The 23781-nt window shown below is 46.2% G+C and carries 14 protein-coding genes and 1 pseudogene; 7 read left to right on the forward strand and 8 right to left on the reverse strand.

Features of this window, described 5'->3' with window-relative positions; translation table 11 throughout:
- Positions 1 to 62 precede the first annotated feature (62 nt).
- The 3 genes from QUA42_RS04510 to gatB form a co-directional block, all read right to left on the reverse strand.
- Positions 63 to 638 (reverse strand): Uma2 family endonuclease, encoded by a 576-nt coding sequence (locus tag QUA42_RS04510; RefSeq protein ID WP_333135476.1) that lies wholly within the window; start codon positions 636 to 638, stop codon positions 63 to 65.
- 43 nt (positions 639 to 681) lie between these two features.
- On the reverse strand, positions 682 to 1848 hold the full coding sequence (locus QUA42_RS04515; protein ID WP_333135478.1) for a pentapeptide repeat-containing protein: 1167 nt from the start codon (positions 1846 to 1848) through the stop codon (positions 682 to 684).
- Between the two features lie 359 nt (positions 1849 to 2207).
- Positions 2208 to 3710: an Asp-tRNA(Asn)/Glu-tRNA(Gln) amidotransferase subunit GatB gene (gatB, locus tag QUA42_RS04520; protein ID WP_333135480.1), complete on the reverse strand. Its 1503-nt coding sequence runs from the start codon at positions 3708 to 3710 to the stop codon at positions 2208 to 2210.
- A gap of 542 nt (positions 3711 to 4252) precedes the next feature.
- Between gatB and QUA42_RS04525 the strand changes: the two genes are divergently transcribed.
- The 3 genes from QUA42_RS04525 to QUA42_RS04535 all read left to right on the forward strand — a co-directional run bounded on the left by QUA42_RS04525 (position 4253) and on the right by QUA42_RS04535 (position 13231).
- On the forward strand, positions 4253 to 7528 hold the full coding sequence (locus tag QUA42_RS04525; protein WP_333135482.1) for a PAS domain S-box protein: 3276 nt from the start codon (positions 4253 to 4255) through the stop codon (positions 7526 to 7528).
- A gap of 397 nt (positions 7529 to 7925) precedes the next feature.
- On the forward strand, positions 7926 to 11099 hold the full coding sequence (locus QUA42_RS04530) for an EAL domain-containing protein (RefSeq protein ID WP_333135484.1): 3174 nt from the start codon (positions 7926 to 7928) through the stop codon (positions 11097 to 11099).
- A 542-nt stretch (positions 11100 to 11641) separates the two neighbouring features.
- Complete coding sequence (locus QUA42_RS04535) at positions 11642 to 13231, forward strand: glycoside hydrolase family 57 protein (RefSeq protein ID WP_333036521.1); 1590 nt, start codon at positions 11642 to 11644, stop codon at positions 13229 to 13231.
- Positions 13232 to 14096: 865 nt separating this feature from the next.
- On the opposite strand, the gene QUA42_RS04540 is transcribed toward QUA42_RS04535, so the two are convergent.
- Complete coding sequence (locus QUA42_RS04540) at positions 14097 to 15170, reverse strand: radical SAM protein (RefSeq protein WP_333135486.1); 1074 nt, start codon at positions 15168 to 15170, stop codon at positions 14097 to 14099.
- A 448-nt stretch (positions 15171 to 15618) separates the two neighbouring features.
- On the opposite strand from QUA42_RS04540, the gene QUA42_RS04545 reads away from it, so the two are divergent.
- From QUA42_RS04545 to QUA42_RS04555, 3 genes are all read left to right on the forward strand, one after another.
- Positions 15619 to 16413 (forward strand): ABC transporter permease, encoded by a 795-nt coding sequence (locus QUA42_RS04545; protein WP_445301287.1) that lies wholly within the window; start codon positions 15619 to 15621, stop codon positions 16411 to 16413.
- 221 nt (positions 16414 to 16634) lie between these two features.
- On the forward strand, positions 16635 to 17498 hold the full coding sequence (locus QUA42_RS04550) for an aldo/keto reductase (protein WP_333135488.1): 864 nt from the start codon (positions 16635 to 16637) through the stop codon (positions 17496 to 17498).
- A gap of 143 nt (positions 17499 to 17641) precedes the next feature.
- Positions 17642 to 18319 carry a GIY-YIG nuclease family protein gene (locus QUA42_RS04555; RefSeq protein ID WP_333135490.1) on the forward strand — a complete coding sequence of 226 codons (678 nt, stop codon included), beginning with the start codon at positions 17642 to 17644 and terminating at the stop codon, positions 18317 to 18319.
- A gap of 100 nt (positions 18320 to 18419) precedes the next feature.
- Here the strand turns inward: QUA42_RS04555 and QUA42_RS04560 are convergent, their stop codons facing one another.
- Positions 18420 to 19268, reverse strand: coding sequence for a DUF3598 family protein (locus tag QUA42_RS04560; protein ID WP_333135492.1), 849 nt, complete (start codon positions 19266 to 19268; stop codon positions 18420 to 18422).
- An 18-nt stretch (positions 19269 to 19286) separates the two neighbouring features.
- Here QUA42_RS04560 and QUA42_RS04565 point away from each other — a divergent pair, with 18 nt between their 5' ends.
- Positions 19287 to 20096: an SAM-dependent chlorinase/fluorinase gene (locus QUA42_RS04565; RefSeq protein ID WP_333135495.1), complete on the forward strand. Its 810-nt coding sequence runs from the start codon at positions 19287 to 19289 to the stop codon at positions 20094 to 20096.
- Between the two features lie 207 nt (positions 20097 to 20303).
- On the opposite strand, the gene leuS is transcribed toward QUA42_RS04565, so the two are convergent.
- The 3 genes and pseudogenes from leuS to QUA42_RS04580 form a co-directional block, all read right to left on the reverse strand.
- Entirely contained in the window at positions 20304 to 22862 is a 2559-nt protein-coding gene (gene leuS, locus QUA42_RS04570) for a leucine--tRNA ligase (protein WP_333135496.1), read from the reverse strand.
- Positions 22863 to 23315: 453 nt separating this feature from the next.
- Complete coding sequence (locus tag QUA42_RS04575) at positions 23316 to 23507, reverse strand: hypothetical protein (protein WP_333135498.1); 192 nt, start codon at positions 23505 to 23507, stop codon at positions 23316 to 23318.
- Positions 23504 to 23781: pseudogene (locus tag QUA42_RS04580) on the reverse strand (HEAT repeat domain-containing protein); the annotation flags it as partial. The gene QUA42_RS04575 and the pseudogene QUA42_RS04580, both read right to left, overlap by 4 nt.

Genomic DNA, 23781 nt, shown 5'->3' on the forward strand with positions numbered 1-23781 from the left:
AGTTCGTAAGCCGGGGCCGGGGCGTAGCCATCGCACTTTTGCATTATATCATCGAAGGAAGCCTAGGCTGGAAATACCAAAGACAAATCTAGAGACAACTCTGGAAAACCAGGAATTACCACCGTCTGATTTGGCAAAACAACTCGTTGCAATTGATAACTATAACTCCCGTTTTGTTTCTGATAAGGTTCGCTTTGCATTTCCAGTTCATTATTAACCAAATTAAATATCCAATAATTAGAAATACCAGTCTCAGCATAGAGAGAAAACTTCGTTCTGCGATTGTACTTCAACGTAGAATCGGAAACCTCAATTACCAACAAAATATCAGCAGGCTCCGGGTGAGAAGATAAATAATTATCAGAACGATTGCGGGCAATCACAACATCGGGTTCTGGTTCGCTATCATCCGTCAAAGTAATCGGCTCTTGTGCGCGCACAAGAGCGCGTCTTGCCAGTAAAATGATTAACTCCTGAACTAAAAGACTGTTACAAAAAGAGTGCAGCCTACCTTTAGCAGCCATAATGATAGTTTCTCCGCGAATCAATTCAACTCGCTCATCGGGGGCGAAAAATCCCAGTTCTCCCAAACGGTGATATTCGGCGATCGAGAATCGTTTTGCAGTTACGGCAGTCATAGCTTTTGTTACCCTCTACAATTACCAACCTTTCCAATAAATTCTACTCAAAAATCCCCCCCCCTACCATCAATTCAACCTTCACGGCTTCCGAAATTCCCACACAACCAGAAAAATTCGCATTTTTAACCACCGTATTTTTCAAATCAGCGCGGCTCAAATCAGCACCGTTTAAATTCGCACCACTCAAATTAACACCACTTAAATCAGCATTTTTGAAATCAGTATTTGTCAAATTTGCATTTACTAAAATCGCATTCGGTAAATAAGCACTGCTCAAATTGGCGCCGGTTAAATTTGCACCGCTCAAATTCGCACGGGGCAGCTTTGTCCGCAAATCAGCACCGCTCAAATTGGCGCTGCTGAGTTCAGCATCCCGCAAATTAGCATTGCACAAATTAGCATCAATTAAAATAGCAGCGCTCAGCAAAGCACCGCTGAGATCGGCCAAAGTCAAATCTGCGCCTCGGAGGTTGGTTTCGCGCAAATCCGCACCGTTAAAATCAGCGTAGTGCAAGTCAAAACCGCTTAAATTAGCCCCAGCAAAATCCTCAATCGGATTCAAACCAACTGTTTCTGCAAGTTGTACAAAACTCTTATTTTTATCAATTAAAAACAGTTCCCGGACGATCGCCAATTGCTCCTGTCGGTACTGGTTAGCCTTCTCGTAATCGGCTAAATACTTGTAACCCAGCTTCAAATACTTGAGAGCATTGCGCTCAATGCGATCGTCCTTGCTGATGCGCGCGAGCGACAACTGCTGGTGATAGCATTCGATCGCACCAGGCAAATCTCCCTTAGCATCGTAAGCTAGCGCCAAATTGCCCAAAGTTTCCAGCTCAGAGCGCCAGTCGCCAGTGTCCCGCGCGATTGCCAAACGCTGCTGCTGGTAATCAATAGCACTAGAAAAATCCTCAAGAGCACAGCAAGCATTGCCCAGATTTCCCAAAGCATTTGCCTCACCCCGGCGATCGCGAATTTCCCGCGCTAACACCAAATGCTGCTGGTAGCAGTCGATCGCCTGAGCATAATTTCCCAGCGCTTCATAAGCTACGCCCATATTACCCAGCGCCGCACCCGATCGGCGCTTATCGTCCATTGAGCGATACAGCGCCAGCGCTTCCTGCCAACAAACCAGCGCCGCCTCAAATTGACGCGCCTGATATTGCGAAATCCCCTGCTTGATTAGCTGGCTAGCTTGTTCGCTCATAATGTCAAAATTAGTTAATAACTAAAGTTGATATTAATCGACTCAAAGCGGTAATTGCTAATCGGTAATCGGTAATCGGGGATCGGTATGGTTAATCCCCCTCTCCCATCCGTATTTTCACGTCCGTGAAAAAAAAAAGACAAAAAAAAGAGAGAGCTACCTAAGTAACTCTCTCTGCCATCAGGGTGCATCTACATAACACAATATAACACGGTCGGGATGAGGGGTGTCACCCCCAAACGTGAAGATGTTGTAAAGAAATGTAGATTAATTATAAAGTTACGATCCAGGGATCGCAGCGAGCTCGGGAAAAACCGATCGCCCGCCGCTGTATCTGCTACACGACCCCCTTAATTTGCTTAGCTTGCACCGTTAAGCTTCGTCGCCAGCAGCTCATTGGTCAGTTTGGGATCGGCCCGGCCGCCCGTTTCCTTCATCACCTTGCCGACAAAAAAGCCCAGCAGCTTAGTTTTACCGGCTCGGTACTGTTCGAGCTCCTTGGGATTGGCTGCCAACACGGCATCGATCGCTCGATCAATCGCCCCAGTATCCGAAATTTGAATCAAACCCTTGCTCTCAACAAACTTCTGAGGCGAACCACCGTTTGCCAGCAACTCCGGCAAAATATCCTTAGCGATTTTGCCACTGATCGTACCGGCATCAATTAGCCCCAACAGTTCGGCTAAATCCTGCGGTTGGAAAGGAATTTCTCCGATCGCCAGTTTTTCATTTTTCAGATAAGCAGTAATATCGCCCATCACCCAATTCGCAGCTTGTTTAGCCACAGCACCGGCGGCGATCGAGTTTTCAAAATACTCCGCCACCGCTTTGTCGTCAGTCAGCACCCGCGCATCGTAGGGAGAAAGACCGAGCTCAGTTTCGTAGCGATTGCGCTTCATTGCCGGCAATTCCGGCAGTTGAGCTTTCCAATCCTGCAATTGCTCAGCCGAAACTTTGATCGGAGGCAAATCGGGTTCCGGGAAATACCGATAATCGCTTGCACCTTCCTTAACCCGCATACTGAAAGTACACTGCTTGTTTTCATCCCACAGCCGGGTTTCTTGGACGATGGTTTCGCCATTTTCCACAGCTTGAATTTGCCGCTCGATCTCATAATCGATCGCCCGTTCGATCGCATTAAAAGAGTTCATATTTTTAATTTCCACCTTCGTGCCGAACTCTTTTCTGCCAACGGGCCGCACCGAAATGTTCACGTCGCACCGGAGCGAACCTTCCTGCATATTCCCGTCGCCAACACCGATGTAGCGCACGATCCGGCGCAATTCTTGACCGTATTCGGCAGCTTCCGCGCCCGATCGCAAATCCGGTTCCGAAACAATTTCGATTAGAGGCACACCGGCGCGGTTGTAATCCACCATTGAATAAGTTGAACCGCTGAGCCGATCGCTGCCACCGTGAACCAATTTTCCGGCATCTTCCTCCATGTGTAAGCGAGTGATCCCGATTTTTTTTCTAGTAGAATTTCCCGTCTCATCCACCAGTTCAATTTCTAGCCAACCGTTAGTAGCGATCGGCAAATCGAACTGAGAAATTTGATAATTTTTAGGCAAATCGGGATAGAAATATTGCTTGCGGTCAAACTTACTGTAAGGTGCGATTTCGCAGTTGAGAGCCAGCCCTGCTTTCACCGCATACTCCAGCACTTTTTGATTTAATACTGGCAATACTCCCGGCATTCCCATACAAATTGGGTCAATGTTAGTATTTGGGGCATTGCCAAATTCTGTAGAAGAACTGGAGAAAATTTTAGTATTCGTACTCAATTGACAATGAGTTTCGAGACCGATAATGGCTTCGTACTGAGTTTGGTTTTTTATCGAAGAGGGTGCAGCAGCAGTCATAAGCGATTTAAAAGACTGAATAACTTTAGATTTTATTTTAGCTTTTTATTGACCAAAGTGATTGGAGAGTATTTGTAGGTAGCGGCGGTTTCATTGGTTTCTACAAGCGCGTCAAACCCTGAGTTCGGCAGGTTTAAACCCCTGCCGGACTTGGATAAAGCGTGTTTAGTTGAGACAAATGGGGATCTGCATAGGCAACGCCGTGCTACAGATTCGCGATCGACCCAAGCCCGCAGCCACGCCGATCTCCTTTTGATCGCCTCCAAACAACCACTCTGTGCAAAAATATACTTAGCGCCTGCTCCTGCCCGCACCCTTCCCTTACCCAGGAGAGTTTTAGATCGATCCACCACAATTGCTGATCAATGTACACCCCAAATCCTTTTACTGGCAGTATTTAATAACGCCCGCCGCCTCCAACGATCGGCTCCACGCACAGACTAAAAATTAAAAATGTATAATTTAACAGGAAATTACATATTTTTAATTTTTAAGCTTTAATTTTGAATTCTAAAAGTAACACTTGCCTAAGTGTAAAAACTATGCCTGAAATTCCAGTAGAAAGTGCCACACTGTTTCAGAACAGCATCACTGAGCTAGAGCAGGCGGAATCAGCCCTCGAACTCGCTTGGAACGAACTCGAAAAACAAACAGCAGAAACCATTGCTCACATTGCCAACGCCGGCTCAGCAAACACACAGGAAATTAGCGATCGCTTGGCCGGCGCGAAGCAACTCCGGCAGCAACTTCAAACTCAAATAAAAAAAGCCAACTCGCGGCGGGAATTTCATCTAGAAAACTCGCCCCTGGCAGTTGTAGAGTGGGACAGCGAATTTCGGGTAATGCGGTGGTCGCCAATGGCAGAACAACTATTTGGCTGGAGTGCAGCAGAAGTAATCGGCAAATACTGGCACGAATGGTCAATAGTTCATCAAGAAGACTTCCAGCGAGTGTGCGGCGTCACAAATCAACTGTTACACAGCAGAGAAACCCGCAACATTTGCCGCAACCGCAACTATACCAAAGATGGCTCGGTAATTTACTGCGAATGGTACAATTCTGCACTCATCGATGAATCGGGAAGAGTAGTTTCTATTCTCTCTTTTGGCAGAGACATAACCGATTGCCACCGCATTCAAGAAGAACTGCACCGGCGCGAACAAGCTTTCAGCACCCTAGCGGAAAATGCGACCGATATCATCGCCAGGTTTGATAGAGAATTCCGCCACCTTTACATCAATCACGCAGTAGAATTAGCAACCGGAAAACCCCCCGCCGAATTAATTGGCAAGAGCAACAGAGAATCAGGAATGCCACCACACTTGTGCGACCTGTGGGAGGACACTTTTTTAAAAGTTTTTGGCACCGGAAAACAAGAAACCATAGAATTTGAGTTTCCCACTCCAGAGGGCATAAAACATTACCACTGTCGAGTTATTCCCGAGTTTACTGAAGACAATTCAGTAGAAACAGTTTTATCCATAGCCCGGGACATTACTGAACTAAAACAAGTGGAATCCCAGTTGCGACAAAGCGAATTTAAATTTAGAACAATAGTTGATTCTAACATGATCGGTCTAATCTTTTGGGACATTAATGGTCCCATTATAGATGCCAACGCCGCTTTTTTAAACACGGTAAAATATACCCGGGACGATTTGCTGGCCGGAAGAATTAACTGGCAAGAAATGACACCGCCAGAATACGTGCGTTTAGACACAGAAAAAGTTGCCGAACTGAGGGCTAGAAATACCGTTATTCCCTTTGAAAAAGAATTTATGCGCTCCGATGGGAGCCGCGTTCCGGTGATGCTGGGCAGCACATTTTTAGAACGAACGCAGCAGTTAGGGGTCAGTTTTGTGCTGGATTTAAGCGAGCGCAAGCAGGCAGAATTAGAACTGCAAAAACATCAGCAACTTTTAGAGAGTATTGTTACAACTATACCTAACTTTCTCTACATTTACGATGCAGTAGAAAACAAAAATATTTATGCCAATGAATCGGTCACAGCCATGCTGGGATACACTCCCCAAGAATTGCAAGATTTGGGTACAGACGCTGTGGCTAAGTTGGTTCATCCCGATGATTTGTTAGAGCTAATTACAGGTAGGGAGCGGCTCAAACACAGCAGCAATACCCATGAAACGCATGACATAGACTACAGAATAAAACACAAAAATGGGAAATGGCGCTGGGTGCACGATCGCTCTAAAATTTTTAAAAGAACCCCAGACGGACAAATTGTACAATTTATCGGTTCCGTACTCGACATCAGCGATCGCAAACAAGCCGAAGAATCATTAAAACAGCAAAAAGAACTGCTGCAAACTATATTCGACAACGTGCCGGTCATGCTCGCATTCTTGGGAAGCAGCGGTGAAGTAAACTGGGTAAACCGCCACTGGGAACAAGTGCTCGGCTGGAGTTTGGCGGAAACCAAAGACCGCGATATCTTGGCGGAATTTTATCCGCAGCCAGAATACCGTCAATACGTTTTGGATGAAATCCAAGCAGCAAATCAGAACTGGAGCGACTTCAAAACACAAGTTAGAGACGGGCGCATTATCGACACTTCTTGGGCCAATGTTCGTCTTTCCGACGGCAGGTGTATCGGCATTGGTCAAGATATCACCGAACGCAAACGAGTAGAATCTGAACTTAAAGAACTCAACGAAACTTTAGAAGCTCAAGTTGCCCAGCGTACCGCAGAATTAGAGACTTTTTTTGATGCTTTGCCGGACTACATTTATGTTGTAGAACGGGACAATATGCGCTTGTCTTTTGTCAACCATCCCCTTGTAGAATTTTCCGGCTTCTACAGCAGGCAGCAGATGCAGGGCAAAACTATTTTTGAGTGCTATCCCAGCGAACTCACAGAACGATTTAGGCGGGAAAATTTGCACGTATTTGAATCGGGTAAAACTCTCCACTACCAGGAAAAGTTTGTGAGACCGGGTGGCAATGCTTACTTCGACACGTTTAAAATTCCGCTGAGAAATCTCAACGGCGAGGTTTATGCTTTAATTGGCACGGCTCGCGATATCAGTGAGTTGGTAGAGACAAAACAAGCTTTGTCAGAACGCACAGAGCAATTAGAAGCTGCTAATCAAGAATTAGAATCTTTTTCTTACTCAGTTTCCCACGACTTGCGCGCACCTTTGCGACACATTTCAGGTTTTGTAGAAGCGTTGAAGCAGCGGCTAGAATTAACTGAGGCTTTGAGCGATCGTAAAATAGTTCACTATATGGAAGTAATTGAAGAAAGCAGCCAAAAAATGAGCCTGTTGATTGACGGTTTGCTTGCCCTGTCGCGGGTGACTCGCACCGAGTTGAGGCAAATTCCGATCGATCTGAGCCGTTTGGTACAAAATGCGATTAAATTGACTAAACCACCAACTGTCGCAGATCCGGCCCAAACTCCCCACAGCGTTGAATTTGCCGTCGGAGATTTGCCAACTGTAATGGGAGATCCAACCTTGCTGCAACAGGTGTTCAGCAACTTGATTAGCAACGCCGTCAAGTTCAGTCGCGGACGCACTCCAGCTACAATAGTTATTGAGGGTTTACCGGATGGGACGATTTTTGTCAAGGATAACGGGGTGGGTTTTCCAATGGAATATGCCGATCGTCTGTTTGGAGCCTTTCAGAGGCTGCACTCCCAGAGAGAATTTGAAGGTACGGGCATCGGTTTGGCGATCGTCCAGCGGATTATTCACCGCCACGGTGGCACGGTTTGGGCCGAAAGCCTACCTAGTCAAGGAGCCACGTTTTACTTTAAACTAGGGCAAACAATCTCAAACGGTAGTATAGATTCGTAACTTAAGTGTATAAGAGTTTTAAATTCAAAATTTAAAACTCTTATACACTTAAATAAGTCACAATCGGTGAGAGCATCATAATTTTGGTATGACAGGAGTGTTCACTGTTAGGGATGGAAGCGAAAGATCTAGGCTAGGCTATCCAAGATGCTCGTACTCCTAAAAAACGCTCTTTTAAAAATGGGGAGGCTCCCCAATCGGTTCAGTCAGCCCTCGACTGCCGGTGCTAAATCAAGGTCTGGCGAGTAGAGTAGATAATTGATTTTGCTAAAAATATAGAGATAAAATTAACAACAAAACTCAGTCTAAAAAATTACTAGCAAAAACACGAATAACCATTTGAAAACCTCCCAAATACATTATGTTAGATATAAATCAGACCAACTATCTACTAAAAATGGTTGCGGAATCAACATTAAACTTGTTGATTATCGAAGACATGGCAGAAGATATGGAATTAATAGTGCTCGCCTTAGAATCGGGGGGGGTAAATTTTAAGTGTGACACTGCCGAAACAGCAACAGAGTGCAGAAAACTGCTCGAAAATTACAAGTACGATGCTGTACTCTCCGATTACCGCCTCCCCGGATTCAACGGTTTAGAAGTGTTGAAATTAATGCAGGAATTAGGGCAAGACATACCCTTGATTTTAGTAACGGGAAGTTTGGGAGAAGAAGCGGCAGTTGAGTGCCTCAAAGCCGGAATGACCGATTACGTATTAAAAGGGCGACTGTTTAGGTTGCCAACAGTCTTAGAACGATCGCTCCAAGAATACAAAATGCGGCGCCAGCAACAAGAAGCGATCAGCCAAATTCAGCGGCAAGCTCAGCGAGAAGCGATCATCAACCGCATCCTCCAAGCCATGCGCTTCACCCTTGTACTCGACGAAGTGCTGCAAACCACCGCAGATCAACTGCACGAAGCTCTAGACATCAGCGCCTGCGCCATCTTGCAGCCAGATGCTGAAGGCGGCATCAGAGTTCGCTACATCAGCAAAGCATCCGACCGAGAAGGGTTTGTTGGGCTAAATTGCAAAGTAGCCGAGCACTACAGATCGGGACTCGCGGCCGGGGAAACCCTGATTATCGACGAGTTATCGACACTGTGCCCGTCCCTGCAAGAATCAGCAGGGTTGGTAGGGTTTCGCTCCGTCGCGATCGCGCCACTGCTCTACCAGCAGTCATTTTTGGGAGGAATTAGCCTCTATCAGTGCGATCGGGCGCGCTCTTGGAGCGCAGAAGAACTGTCGCTACTCAAAGCCATAGCCGATCAGTGCGCGATCGCGATCCACCAAGCCGAACTCTACCAACAAGCCCAAACCGAACTTGCAGAACGCAAGCGCGCCGAAGCAGCAGTCTGTGGCATCCAGCAGCAGCTAGCCACAATGGCAGCCAACATTCCCGGCTCAGTCTACCGCACGGTGCTGCATCCAGATGGCACAATGTCCCTGCCCTACATCAGTCCGGGCGTGCGCGAAGTTACTGGGTTCGGGGCCGAAGAAGTGATTTCGCACCCAGAACTCTTGACCGAAATCATCCATCCAGAGGACAAAAGTTCGTGTGACAGCAGGGTAGCAGCATCGAGAGCGAGTCTTTTGCCGTGCGATCGCCAGTACCGCATCGTTCTGAGATCTGGGGAGATCAAGTGGGTGCAAGACAGCGCTAAATTTTCCAAAAACGAAAACGGCGACGTAATTATAGACGGAGTAGCCCTCGACATCAGCGATCGCAAACAAGCAGAATCAGCCCTGCGCCAAAGCGAACAGCGATTTCGCTCGCTGATTGAAAACGCCACAGACATCACGATCATTCTCGACGCCGAAGGAATCTTCCGCTACATCAGCCCTTCCGTCAAGCGAATTTTAGGATACGCGCCCCACCAGGCGATCGGGCGCAGCGCCTTAGAAATAGTTCACCCCGACGACTGCGCCACGATCGCCGAAACCCTCCACAAAGCTATAAAAAACCCCAAAAGAAGCCAGTGTCCAGTTGAGTACCGAGTCCGCCACCGCAACGGTTCCTGGTGTTATGTAGAAGCTGTAGCCACCAACTTGCTGTACGATCCCGCAGTCGAGGGAATCGTGATTAACTGTCACGACATCACTCAGCGCAAACTCGCCGAAGAACAACTGCTGCACGATGCTTTTCACGACGCCCTCACCGGATTGCCGAACCGATCACTATTTACCGATCGGCTGGAACACGCTCTGAGGCTGGCAAAACGGCGCAAAGACTACTTGTTTGCCGTACTGTTTCTCGATTTAGATAGATTTAAAGTAGTCAACGATTCCCTCGGCCACGCCATCGGCGATCAACTGCTAGTATCGATCGCGCGGCGTCTGGAAGCTTGTCTGAGGGTCGGAGATACAGTGGCCCGCCTCGGAGGTGACGAGTTTGTGCTGTTGCTAGAAGACATCGAGGGCATCAATGAAGCTACCACCATTGTCAACCGCCTGCAAAAGAAAATCACATCCCCTATCCTTCTAGACGGACACGAAGTATTTATCACCGCCAGCATCGGCATAGCTTTGAGTTCTGGCGAATACCTGGAACCGACAACCCTGCTGCGCGACGCCGACACAGCAATGTACCGCGCCAAAGAACTTGGCAGAGCCCGACACGAAGTTTTCAACAGTTCCATGCACGCCCACGCTTTGCGCTTGTTGCAGCTAGAAAACGACCTACGGCGGGCGATCGAATCAATTAAAGAGTCGGTCAGAGAAGAAGACTTTCCCTCATCCCCCGAATCAGCCTTACCTCCCTTATCCGCAGCGCCCCAGTTTATTATTCACTACCAGCCGATCGTGTCGATCGCCAGTAACACAATTACCAGTTTTGAGGCCCTAGTGCGCTGGCAGCATCCAGAACGCGGTTTAGTTTCCCCCGGCGAATTCATCACCATCGCCGAAGAAACCGGCTTGATCGTACCCCTCGGCCGCTGGGTACTCCGCACAGCTTGCCACCAAATCCGCCAGTGGCAGCAGCTATTTCCCAGCAACCCCCCCTTGAGCGTTAGCGTCAACATTTCTGTCAAACAGTTTTCTCAACCAGACTTAATCGAATACATCGACCAAGTTCTCGAAGAAACTCACCTCGACGGCAGCAGTTTAAAACTAGAAATTACCGAAAGCGTACTCATAGAAAATTCCGAATCAGTAACAGCAATGCTGGTTCAGCTCAGAACCCGAAACATACATTTGTGCATTGACGACTTCGGCACCGGCTATTCCTCTCTCTCCTACCTGCACCGCTTCCCCACCAATACCTTAAAAATAGACCGCTCTTTTGTTAGCAGGATGGGAGGTGAGTTCGATTTCAGTAAAGGAGGGATTGACCCGACCGAAATTGTGCGGTCGATCGTTACTTTGTCCCACAATTTAGGCATGGATGTAGTAGCCGAAGGAGTCGAAGAAGCGTCGCAACTATCTATACTAAAAGGGTTAAAATGTGAGTACGCCCAGGGATTCTTTTTCTCAAAAGCAGTAGACTCTCAAACAGCAGCAGCCTTAATCCGACAGCAAGCAGAAAATCAGAATTTGCTGACATTTAGTTTGTTAGAGAAAGGCTATTAAAAAAACACGGCATTTTGTGAGTCCCGTTTCAGCATAAAATCTTAAAATATTTTAAAGCTGTGCCTAACTGGCGTCAGTTAATAACTACGGCATCCCAATCACTGTCAACGACCCGGGTCTCAGGACACGCTTGCTTCGGGCCTAAGACTTAAACCATAGTTGACCAGAGGCGTACCTGCGTACTACGTTAACGGTAAGAGTTAAAGACCTACTAGGGAATGCTCTCGCTAGTTCCTTGCCAAGCGAAATTTAGGATTAAACAGACTTATTGGGTTAAATCAGTTTCCTAGATATAGTACCGGCTGTTAACGAAGGCGCAAGCTAACATTACCCCTCTCATAGAGGCTCATAAAGGAGCGAACATTATGCGATCGCGGGTTGCGAGGTTGGAAGTGGTAATTGTCCCACTGAAAGTACATTACAAAAGTACACTCACATCTAGCAATCCTCGTGTAATGGAAAGATTTACGGCGGTTCAAACCGCCGACCCGTTTCCCTCTCAGCCCTAAAGACGCTGAGTTTCCCACTTACCGAATTTTTTTATGACTATTGGCTACCTCGCCCTCGTTCTCCACGCCCACTTGCCTTTTGTCCGCCACCCCGAAAGCGACTACGTTTTAGAAGAAGAATGGCTGTTTGAGGCGATCGCGGAAACCTATATTCCCCTGCTGCAAGTCTTTGAAGGGCTCAAGCGCGACGGGATCGACTTTAAAATTACCATGAGCATGACGCCACCCTTGGTGGCAATGCTGCGCGACCCCTTGCTGCAAGACCGTTTCGACGACCACTTGGCTAAACTCGAAGAATTAGCCGATCTCGAAATCGAACACAACAGCGGAAACGGTCACCTCCGGTATTTAGCAGAACATTACGCCGCTCATTTCTCTCAAGTCCGCAACTTTTGGGAAAAGTACGATCGAGATTTAGTCAAAGCCTTCAAAGAACACCAAGATACCAACAACCTGGAAATCATCACCTGCGGTGCCACCCACGGCTACCTACCGCTGATGAAAATGTACCCCGAAGCAGTTTGGGCACAAATTCAAGTAGCTTGCGACAACTACGAAGCAAACTTCGGCCGCCGACCAAAAGGCATTTGGCTGCCCGAATGCGCCTACTATGAAGGCTTAGAGCGAATGTTAGCCGACGCCGGCCTCCGCTACTTTCTCACAGACGGTCACGGCATCCTCTACGCCCGCCCCCGTCCCCGCTACGGCAGCTACGCCCCAATTTTCACCGAATGCGGAGTCGCAGCCTTCGGCCGGGATCACGAATCCTCACAGCAGGTTTGGTCTTCGGAAGTCGGCTATCCAGGCGCCGCCGAATACCGCGAATTCTACAAAGATTTGGGCTGGGAAGCTGACTACGATTACATTAAGCCCTACATCATGCCCAACGGCCAGCGGAAAAATACCGGCATTAAATATCACAAAATCACCGGTCGTGGATTGGGTTTAGGCGATAAACAGTTATACGATCCGTACTGGGCACGGGAAAAAGCAGCCGAACACGCCAGCAACTTTGCTTTCAACCGGGAACGCCAAGTCGAGCACCTGAACGGCATTATGCAGCGTCCGCCGATTATTGTTTCGCCTTACGACGCCGAACTTTTCGGTCACTGGTGGTACGAAGGGCCTTGGTTCTTAGATTACCTGTTCCGCAAGAGTTGGTACGACCAAAATACCTACGAGATGACGCACTTAGCCGATTATTTGCGGGGAAATCCGACTCAGCAAGTGTGCCGCCCGTCTCAGTCGAGTTGGGGTTTCCGGGGTTTCCACGAATATTGGCTCAACGATACCAATGCTTGGATTTACCCGCACTTGCACAAAGCTGCGGAACGGATGATTGAGTTGGGAAGCATGGAACCTGCGGATGAATTGCAGTGGCGGGCTTTGAACCAGGCGGCGCGGGAAGTGCTGCTAGCTCAATCTTCTGACTGGGCATTTATCATGCGTACAGGAACGATGGTGCCCTATGCAGTGCGACGGACTCGATCGCACTTAATGCGCTTTCACAAGCTTTACGATGAAGTGAAAGAAGGGAAAGTTGATTCGGGTTGGTTGGAGAAGGTTGAGGAGATTGATAATATTTTCCCTGAAATTAACTATCGCGTTTATCGATCGCTTTAAGCAAACTGCGAGCAAATCCCGACAGTTCCAAACCACTTGCGACACAAAAAAAACCCGCCTACGCGGGTTTTTTTTCATACAGTTGTTCAAGACTTGGGCAGAACATCTATATTGCAGGTTTGCAGTGGGCGCCTTACCCCGATAAGTAGCGCGTCAAACCTATTCAGGACTTAGGCAACTGTCCCAAGTGAGCCTCGCACCATGCACCAAACCATTAGACAATAAACATATGAGCATTGGGACGTTTTAGTTAACAAATTAAATAACTTGACAGCACTAGAGTGTTTAATTTGATAAATTGTTTGACCCGATTGATCGGCTAAACTTGTTAGCGCACAGCCTACACGAGTAAAGCGCAAGAAGCAAAATGAGTTATTTTAATCCGAGCTTTACGGCACTGCCAAGACTATATCCTTGTTAATTGCTTGAAGTCTCTGAAATTAGTTGTTATTCCAACGAATGGCACACACTTTGTCTAGATCACTTGTTGTAGATTGATTCTTGTCCGTAGTTGCGACATATCCATTTTTTCACAAGTACGGGAAATAATTTAATTTATTGAATAGGGGAAAATTTTTAATTTTAATAATTGTCCCTCATTTGAGTTCGTTTGAGAACCCACTTAAATATCCAACAGATTTATAATATTCTTGACATAAGGTATCGTCAACCAATCGGTTATTGTTTAAGGGGCAATAATATATTTAGCCAAGACTGATACAAAACATTGTATTCGTAAATAAATGGCATTGCCATGTCCTTTAGCAAAATCGAAGGGAATACAATTAATCAAACAAAAAACCGGGTTTCTGCTCAAACCCGGTCACCTACCATGAAAACAAGCAATGTTAACACGGCTAAAACCTCAATTTTTTAATAACTTCATCCCCATTTTCACCTTGTCCAAAATAGTCTTTTGTGAGACACAAGTAATCAGACAAAGCTTGCCGCAATTCAAAGTATCGCGACGGACTTCCTGAGCTTTTTCGCCGTACCAAATGTCGCGGGCGCTGGCATTTTTTACATTACCAATTACCGGGAACTCATCGCACAATTTCACATCGCCGCGCGTATCAATCCAGTAATTGCGGAGTCCTACGCGACAAGGACGAGTTGAATCAGGAGCTTTTTCTTCGGCAAAGTGAGGAATCATCAATCGCAACACTTCATCGCTGTTCATAATCGGAGCACCGTTGTTCTTCATTTCAATTAGGCGTTCGATTACTTGTGAAAATTCCTCGATGTCTTCTTTTTCAATCCACAATTCCTCGTATGTTTCTGGCGTCCAGCGGTTGACTGGTTGGAAGTTCACCGTCGTCGCGCCAATTCCCTGAGCCCAGGTGACTATTTCCGGGAGGTGGCGGAAATTGAGTCGGTTCATTGTCGGTTTGATGTTAATCGGAAACAGGACGTTCTGTTTTTCTTGTTCTTCGCGCAGATAACCGATTCCTTTAGAAAGCCGATCAAATAATCCCGGTTGACCTCGCAAATAATCGTGCAGTTCTGCATTCGGCCCGTCAACTGAGATATTCACATTAAAAGGACGAGCGGCCACAGTTTTGGCTGCGTTTTCCCTGGTCATGCAATAGCCGTTTGTGGTCACGCCGGCGTGAATGCCATTTTTATTCGCAAAGGCCAGCAAGTCTAGAAAACCTTTTTTAATATAAGGTTCGCCGCCGCTAAAGTTGATTGAAAATTCGCCCACAAATTCTTTGACGCTCAAGAGGGCATTTTGCCATTCTTCGATCGTCATTTCGTCTTTATATTCTTTGAGCCGCCAATACTCGCACTGCCGGCATTTTACATTGCAGCGCTCGTTGACAATCCCGTAAAAAGTGACGGGGCTTGTCACGTCGTATCCTGTATTGATTCGCAGCGATTCGGCCACTGCACTTTTGGTGTGCTTGACGCCCAGTCTCGATAATGTTAAAGCATCCATGTCTTTTTTTCCTTACGTGTTGTTAGCTAGGTCAATTTCCCGATCCCTATTTTGTACGTATAATTACGCATTGCTGATTACGTATTGCTTTTGAATACGTATGCCCCATCCTAAGTGTTGCGTTTAGGTATGGCTAGATGTTTGTCAAATATTTATATTATTAAGAGTTGTAACATATTAAGATTTCTAATCAATCAAGCGATGCTTTGTGTAAAAACATGAACCCGGTTTAATAATTCCCCAACTATATGGGCTTAAGATTGACTTAATTTAATAATTGTACTTTTTGTTTAAAATTTGTTAAATAACTTAATACTGCCTGTCAATAAAACTACTTAAGTAAGCGGTCTAAATAATTTAAAATTATAGTGAAATAAGCAGCCGTACAGCAGTTAACTTCACACAAGTTTTACAATAGGATGAAATCTAAATATTTCAACGGCAAAAAATGGCGACAAACATGGGACGATATTTGCACGTACTGAAATTGTTCTGGGGTGCGGCGATCGCAGCGGAACTAGAATACCGAATCAACTTTGTCCTCGCGGCCATCAGCAGCCTCGGAAATCTTGCGGGCAGCTTGTTTGGGCTGTTTTTGTTCTACCGTACCGGTTACACGTTTTCTGGGTGGAAATGGGAAGAGGCTTTAGTTGTACTCGGTATTTTCACGATTTTGCAGGGGTTTTCGTCAACGTTTCTAGCACCTAATCTCAGCCGTATTGTCGATCGAGTGCAGCAAGGTACTCTCGATTTCGTACTCCTCAAACCCATCAGTTCCCAATTCTGGCTATCTGCAAACACAGTTTCGCCTTGGGGAATCCCAGATTTAATCTTCGGCACCGTATTGCTGCTGTATGCTGCTAACAAGTTGGGAGTAGGAATCGGCAACTATTTTTTAACAGCAATACCGCTGTTATTCGGAACTATTACTCTTTACAGTATATGGTTTATGTTAGGGGCAACCAGCATTTGGTTTGTCAAAATTTACAATGTTACCGAAGTTCTCAAAGGATTGTTAGAAGCGGGTAGATTTCCAATGGCAGCTTATCCTGCAGCTTATCGATTTTTCTTCACTTTCGTAGTTCCCGTTGCCTTCTTGACGACTGTGCCAGCAGAAGCCATGCTGGGGAGAGGTGAAATCGTGTGGATCGCAGGGGCGGGAATATTGGCGATCGGGCTGTTATTTTTCTCCCGCTACTTCTGGCAATTTGCACTCCGCTTTTACACCAGTGCTTCCAGCTAGTTAATTAGGTAGGTAAGCTGCTGCACATCTAGATTGTCTCTTATGTTGGAGACGGAGAAGATTTGACACGTGGGGAATAGGGAATTGAAATATACCTTTTAAAGGCCCAACAGCTTATCTAATTTTTTTGTCTACTTACTTAGATAGTTAAATAAATGTAAGACTTAAACTTATCCTTGAAAGGTAAACTGGAAATAAACGACGCAAACGAAGGCAAACCAATGAAAAGAAAAAAACTGGGTAACAGTAATTTTACTATCAGCGCGATCGGTCTTGGAGGTATGCCAATGTCCTTAAGCAGCCGGCCGCCAGAATCGCAATCAATTGCGGTAATTCACCGCGCCCTCGATTTGGGTGTCACCCTAATTGACACCGCAGATTCCTACTGCCAAGATGAATCCGACAAACACCACAACGAACAACTGATTGCCAAAGCTTTGGAACAGTACACCGGAGATACTCGGGCCGTTACTGTCGCCACTAAAGGCGGCTTAATGCGGCCTCAAGGTGCATGGACGCGCAACGGCAATCCCCATCATTTGCGCCAGACAATTCGCGAAAGTTTTGAAGCATTGGGCGGCGAGAAACCGATCGACCTTTGGCAATATCACTCGCCAGATCCCGCTTATACCATCGAAGCAGCCCTAGCACCCGCAAAAGAAGCAGTAGAAGCAGGAATGATTCGATTTATTGGAGTTTCCAACTTTTCTGTAGAGCAGATCAAACGCGCCCGCGATACAGTAGAAATTGTCTCTGTACAGAATCAGTACAATCCGTGGCACAGACAGCCGGAATCAGACGGCGTTCTGGAATATTGCGAAACCGAAAAACTGACATTTTTTCCCTGGAGTCCTTTGGGAGGAAGCCGCCGCGTCACCAGCTTGCAAGATATACCCGCGATCGCCAAATTAGCCGCAGAAAAAAACGTTTCAGTTTACTGTATAGTATTAGCTTGGTTGATGGCTCAATCGCCCTGCGTCGTTCCGATTCCCGGTGCGACCAAAGTATCGAGTATTGAGGACTCTGTGGGGGCGCTCGAAGTTAAATTGACTGACCAGGAATTGCAACAAATTGCCGCAAGTTAAGTATATAAGGGCGAAAAAAACAATAGAACAGGCTTTCCGGCCTGTTCCACAAACAGAACTTTATTGTGGGGTGGGCCGGAAAGCCCGCCCCTGAAAGTGGGATTGAATGAGTAAAGTTGACCTTTTTTGAGGAATTGGGTTTTATGGAAGCTAATCAAGTGAATGCCGATCGAGACGTAGCAATTGAACATCAAAACGTACCAGTCGCCCATGAAGGACTGCACAACTTTTTATACAGTTCCGACTCTGAACACAGCGCAGCCGCCGCTATTTCTGAATTAGAAAATGACGGCACGCAAGTAATGTCGATCGATACATGGCGCGATTTGGCAACTAACGCAAAAGTCGCGGGCGTTTACGCTGTAATGGACACTTCCGGCAACACTCAGTTTATCGGTTATTCGCGAAATATCCTGCTTTCAATCAACGGTCACATCGCCCAAAATGGCGCAGAAAATTGTGCTTTCCTGCGCGTGCAAACTTTCAAATTTCCGAAGCGGGAAGAAATGGAAAGTTTGCGGGATGCTTGGATAGCAGAAATTGGCAGCATTCCACCTGGAAACGATGCTGAAAGCGAAATGTGGGCGGCTACGGTAGGCCAAGCAGCGCGATCGGCAATGTCTGCGGAAGAACAAAAAGCTTATGAGGAAAAGAAGCTAAAATTACGCAAAGCAATGGCAGATTCCAGTCTTACCAAAGAATTAGAAACTGCCGCCCAAACTGACGGCGAACGTGCTAAGGATTTGGAAGCTGCTGTTAATAATGATGACTGGAGTGCGGTGATTCAATCGCAAACCCAGGAAACAAAGTCCGGCGACTAAAATTCGCAAATACATAAACTTTTGTCCGCCCTAAATGGGGGCGGGTTTATGTAGATTATGGGTGGAAATTAAAGAGTGCTTGTGAACCAGCTCATACTAATCAATGACTAACTTTGCGTTCAGTAACTAAAGTCAAACTTACCCATTCACCCCGCTCATTGTAACTGCGAATCATCCGAAACCGCAAGTCAGTTTCTACCAACCAACCGGCCTCTAAAAAGAGAGATTTTCTCAATTCAATCTTGACAGGTAAAGTGCAAGAACCGCCGTCAGGAAGCAGCACAACTTGCACGGGCGAAGCACCTTCGTTAAAGTGCAGAACTGAACCGTCAATGCTGGCGCTAGAACTGATAACAGTAGCATTACTGCCAAAAGTAATTTTCTGCACTAGGCGATCGCTACTTTCTAAATGCAATTGCAGTTGGGTAGAATAAAAGTCAGGAGAACGCGAATCTGGATACATTGTCACCGCCTCGCCCTGCCATTCTCCCAGCAAAGCCTCAACAGTTAAAGGCGGACGTTCGGGGACATTTTTATCCGGCTGTTTTTCCCGAATTAAGGTAAGGTTTGATAAATAGCCGTCGGTATTGTATAGCTGAACGAAGCGCAACCGGCGATAATTGTAGATAAAACCAAACTCGGCACCAGACTCAGAATAAGGCGCTAGTTGAATAGTACCCTGAGAAAAAGCTCCATTCTCAAAAAATAGGATATCTCGTCCCAAAGCTTGATATTCTCTAACAAGTTCGCTCACTTCCGGTTCGCCGACACAGCTAGGATTTGGGGAAAACCGACGGAGTTTCAATCGCACAGTTTTGTTGTCATTGAAACCTTCGAGAGAAATAATGCTAGGAGTATCTTGAAGTACCTCTCCTCGCGTTGATAGATGAGTGAAGGAACCGTGCCATTCTCCCAAGTTTTGCAGAAAATTTTCCCACTGCGCTACCATATTCTTACCTTTGGATATATGTCTAAAAATAGAATTATAACTCTACTGACGGATTTTGGATTAAGCGATGTTTATGTGGGAGTGATGAAAGGTGCGATCGCCCAAATTAACCCGCAGTTAAAAGTCATTGACATTACGCACCAAATACCTTCTCAAAATATAGCAGCGGGGAGGTTTTGTTTGATGACTGCTTTTGCTTATTTTCCGCCGGAAACCGTACACGTTGCTGTCGTCGATCCGGGTGTGGGAAGCAAGAGACGGGGGGTTGCGGTTAAATGTGCTAATTGCTTTCTTGTCGGGCCGGATAACGGGTTGTTTAGCGGGGTGTTGAGTCGGGAAAGTGCGATCGCTTCTGTCGAACTCACGAATTCGCAATACTGGCGCACACCTCAACCCAGCAGCACTTTTCACGGTCGCGATATTTTCGCTGCTGCGGGCGCTCACTTGGCGAACGGGGTGGCTTTGGAAGAGTTGGGGGAGACGATCGACCCTGCAAGTTTAGTGCAGTTAGATATACCAAATTGTGCCGTTACAGCCACAGGTGCAACAGGCTGCATTCAATATGTCGATCGCTTCGGCAACCTAATTACTAATATCCCCAATAATTGCATTATAGGTAAAAATTGGTCATTGACAATTAGCAATAGCTCTGATGCAATTCGCATCCCCAGCGGTAAAACCTACAGCGACAGCGAACCGGGCGATTTAATTGCAATAACTGGTTCTGACGGTTGGGTAGAAATTGCCGTTAATGGCGGCAGCGCTCAATCAGTATTAAAATTGGAATGCGGAGCGATCGTGCAATTGCTTTTTGAAACTAACAATTAAATAGGACTTAAACATGAGTGCTCAGAAACCGGTTTTTTTACAAAAATACTTTGTTATAATCAGCAGATTCCCTAAAAAACCCGGTTTCTTTGGCGGAGTGCGTAAGTCATAGTACGAAAATTTTTAGATTAATCATTTTTCGACTGGCTAATTTTTAACTGCAAGTATTAAAAACCCGGTTTATTGAAGAAACCGGGTTTCTCATCTTTATCCAGCTACCACGAAATTAACCAACTTTCCAGGCACCACAATTACCTTTTTAATTTCCTTACCTTCCAAGTGACGCTTGGCTAATTCCGACTCGCGAGCAAACTTTTCCAAAGCAGCTTTATCAGCACCAGAAGGCACTTGAATTGTGCCGCGAGTTTTGCCCATAACTTGAATTACCAGCGTAATTTCATCGGTAATTAAGGCAGAAGCATCTACAGTAGGCCAAGTTTGCATATGCACCGATTCACTGTTACCAGTATTGTGCCACAATTCATCAGCAATATGCGGCGCAAAAGGCGCTAACAAGCGAATCAAAGTGTTGATTCCTTCGGCATAAATTGGCGAGTCTTTACACTTAGCATCATTCAAAGCATTGCTGAGTTTCATCATTTCAGAAACAGCAGTATTGAACTGATAATCGCCCTCCAAATCTTCGCTCACTTCCTTAATTGCAGTGTGAATTGCCCGCCGTAAATCCTTCTCAATTTTACTTAATTCAGCATTTTCTATCCCTTGACAGGGGGTAGCAGGGGGGCGTGCAGCAAACTCTGTCACCACGCGCCAAACGCGATTTAAAAAGCGAAATTGCCCTTCTACATCAGCATCATCCCACTCCAAATCCTTCTCTGGCGGTGCTTTGAATAAAATAAACATCCGCGCCGTATCTACCCCATATTTTCCCATAACTTGCAAGGGGTCAACGCCGTTATATTTGGATTTTGACATCTTTTCATAGAAGACTTCTAAAGCTTCGCCAGTTTCAGGATCTTTTGGATTTGCGGGGTCTATATCTGCTGGGGAAACGTATTTGCCCGTAACGGGGTTTTTGTATGCCATTGCTTGCACCATGCCTTGAGTTAACAGGCGTTTAAATGGTTCGTCACAATTGATCAAACCCCGATCGCGCAAAACCTTGGTAAAGAACCGCGAATACAGCAAGTGCAAGATTGCGTGTTCGATGCCGCCCACATATTGGTCTACGGGCATCCAATCGTTTGTCTTCGCCGTATCGAAGACTTGCTCTTGATTTTGAGCATCGGGATAGCGCAAGAAATACCACGAGGAATCGATAAAAGTATCCATCGTATCTGTTTCTCGCTTCGCCGGAGTGCCACAACTCGGACAAGGAACGTTTACCCATTCTTCCATCTTGGCCAAGGGCGAACCTTTGCCTGTAAATTCTACATTTTCCGGCAACAATACGGGTAAGTCTGATTGAGGGACGGGGACTGTTCCGCAGGTGGGACAGTGAATTACGGGAATCGGAGCGCCCCAATAACGCTGTCTAGAAATCAACCAATCTCTCAAGCGGTATTGGATTCGGGCTTTGCCATAACCTGCATTTTCGGCATGGTGAATAATCGCTGCTTTGCCTTTAATTGAATCCATGCCGTTGAAGCTTTCGGAATTAATCATAATTCCGGGTTCGGTGTAAGCTTCGGTCAGCGGAACTTCATCATCATCCACAATTACTACTTTAATGGGCAGTTGATATTGATTGGCAAATTTGAAATCTCGCGTGTCGTGGGCGGGTACTCCCATGACTGCGCCGGTGCCGTATTCGTACAGCACATAATCGGCAATCCAAATGGGGATTTCTTCGCCGTTGAAAGGATTGATTGCTTTGCCACCTGTGGGGATGCCGCGCTTGGGTTTGTCTTCGGCTGTGCGATCGATCTCGCTTTGGGCGGCAACTTCTTTGATGAAGGTTTCTACTGCCATTTTTCTCTCTTCGGTTGTTACGCGCTTAGTTAGTGGATGTTCCGGTGCTAAAACAACGTAACTGACGCCGTAAACTGTATCGGGACGTGTGGTGAAAACGGCGATTTTTTCATCCATTCCGACAATCGGAAATTCTAAGTAAGCGCCGACTGATTTGCCGATCCAGTTGGCTTGCATTAATTTGACTCTTTCTGGCCAATCTGGCAATTTGTCTAAGTCGTTTAATAACTGTTCCGCGTAATCGGTAATTTTGAGGAACCACTGCCGTAATAATTTGCGCTCGACTTTGGCACCGGAACGCCAGGAACGACCTTCGTTATCTACTTGTTCGTTTGCTAAGACTGTTTGGTCGATGGGGTCCCAATTAACTGCCGCTTCTTTTTGATATGCTAATCCGGCTTCTAAAAATTGCAAGAAAATCCATTGAGTCCACCGATAATAATCGGGAGAACAAGTTGTAACTTCTTTTGTCCAGTCGAAAGAAATACCCAGGCGGCGAAATAAGCCTTTCATTTGGGCAATGTTTTGATAAGTCCATTGTGCAGGGGGAATTCCTCGCTCGATGGCGGCATTTTCTGCGGGCAAACCAAAAGCGTCCCATCCCATCGGATTCAATACCCGATAGCCTTGCATTCGCTTGAGTCTGGCAATTACATCGATGATTGTGTAGTTGCGGACGTGCCCCATGTGCAGGTTTCCCGACGGGTAGGGGAACATGGATAAGGCATAAAATTTAGGCTTTTGCGTATCTTCTGGCATCTGGTCTAAGTTTTGCTCAGCCCATGTCTGCTGCCATTTTTCTTCTATGGATTGGGGGTTATATCTGGAATCCACAACAATTGCTCCGTGCAGGGTTTAGTAATGTTTGCTTCAGTATTTTTACACATTCAAGGGGCTTCGATTCTGATTTTTCTGAGCTCCAAGGATTTTGGCTCAAATATCTGTATTATGTGTTGTAGTATATGTAATTTTAGCTGGGGGGCGATCGACCAAATATCCCCGTTCGCCCTGAAAAGAATAAGACTTACGCACAGGTGGTCAGAAACCGGGTTTTTACGAGCATACTTCGTTACAGTCGGCCAAACGGCAAAAAACCGGGTTTCTTTGGTCTTGATGCGTAAGTCCTAAAAGAATAAATAACCCCAATTCCCAGAAACCAGATTTCTACGATCGACCGGGTTTCTTAGCATTTATTCCGGCTTAAATGCTATCTGGAGCGCATAGCAATGTACCTTTTAATTTGTCATCGGGTGGGGGCGGGTTTACCAGATTATTAGTTTTAGGCAATTATTGTTGGTGAAATTCGCCCCTACATACATATTGTTCAACCCGCAATTTATCATTGGTAATTGATAATTTTGTCTGGGCGGGTTTTACCAACCATCTATGTTTAAAACCAATAATCTCATCAACCCGCCCCCACCCAACGACTCCTAAAATTAGAAAAAATGGCGATCGGCGATCGAATATATCGCTCATTGGCGTTCTAATTCTGCCAATTTTTTCTGGGCAAATTCGCGGAAAAAGTAGTCAGAATCGTTCTGAGCGCGATCGCGCACAAGTTCTAAAGTTTGAGGGCGATCGGGATATAACTCAATCATAGCTGCAAGAGCTGTTTGCCGCGGGTTACGCCAACGGTTCTTGCCGCGATGATCGAAGGGGTCATTGATAGCAATCTCGCACAATAATTCAAATATTCCAGGGTCATCTTTCCACCCCCGTGCTATTTCTTGGACTGCTGCACGTCGCACAT

Origin of the sequence: Microcoleus sp. Pol11C2, from assembly GCF_036701505.1 — a bacterium.
In the GTDB taxonomy this organism is placed as follows: domain Bacteria; phylum Cyanobacteriota; class Cyanobacteriia; order Cyanobacteriales; family Microcoleaceae; genus Microcoleus.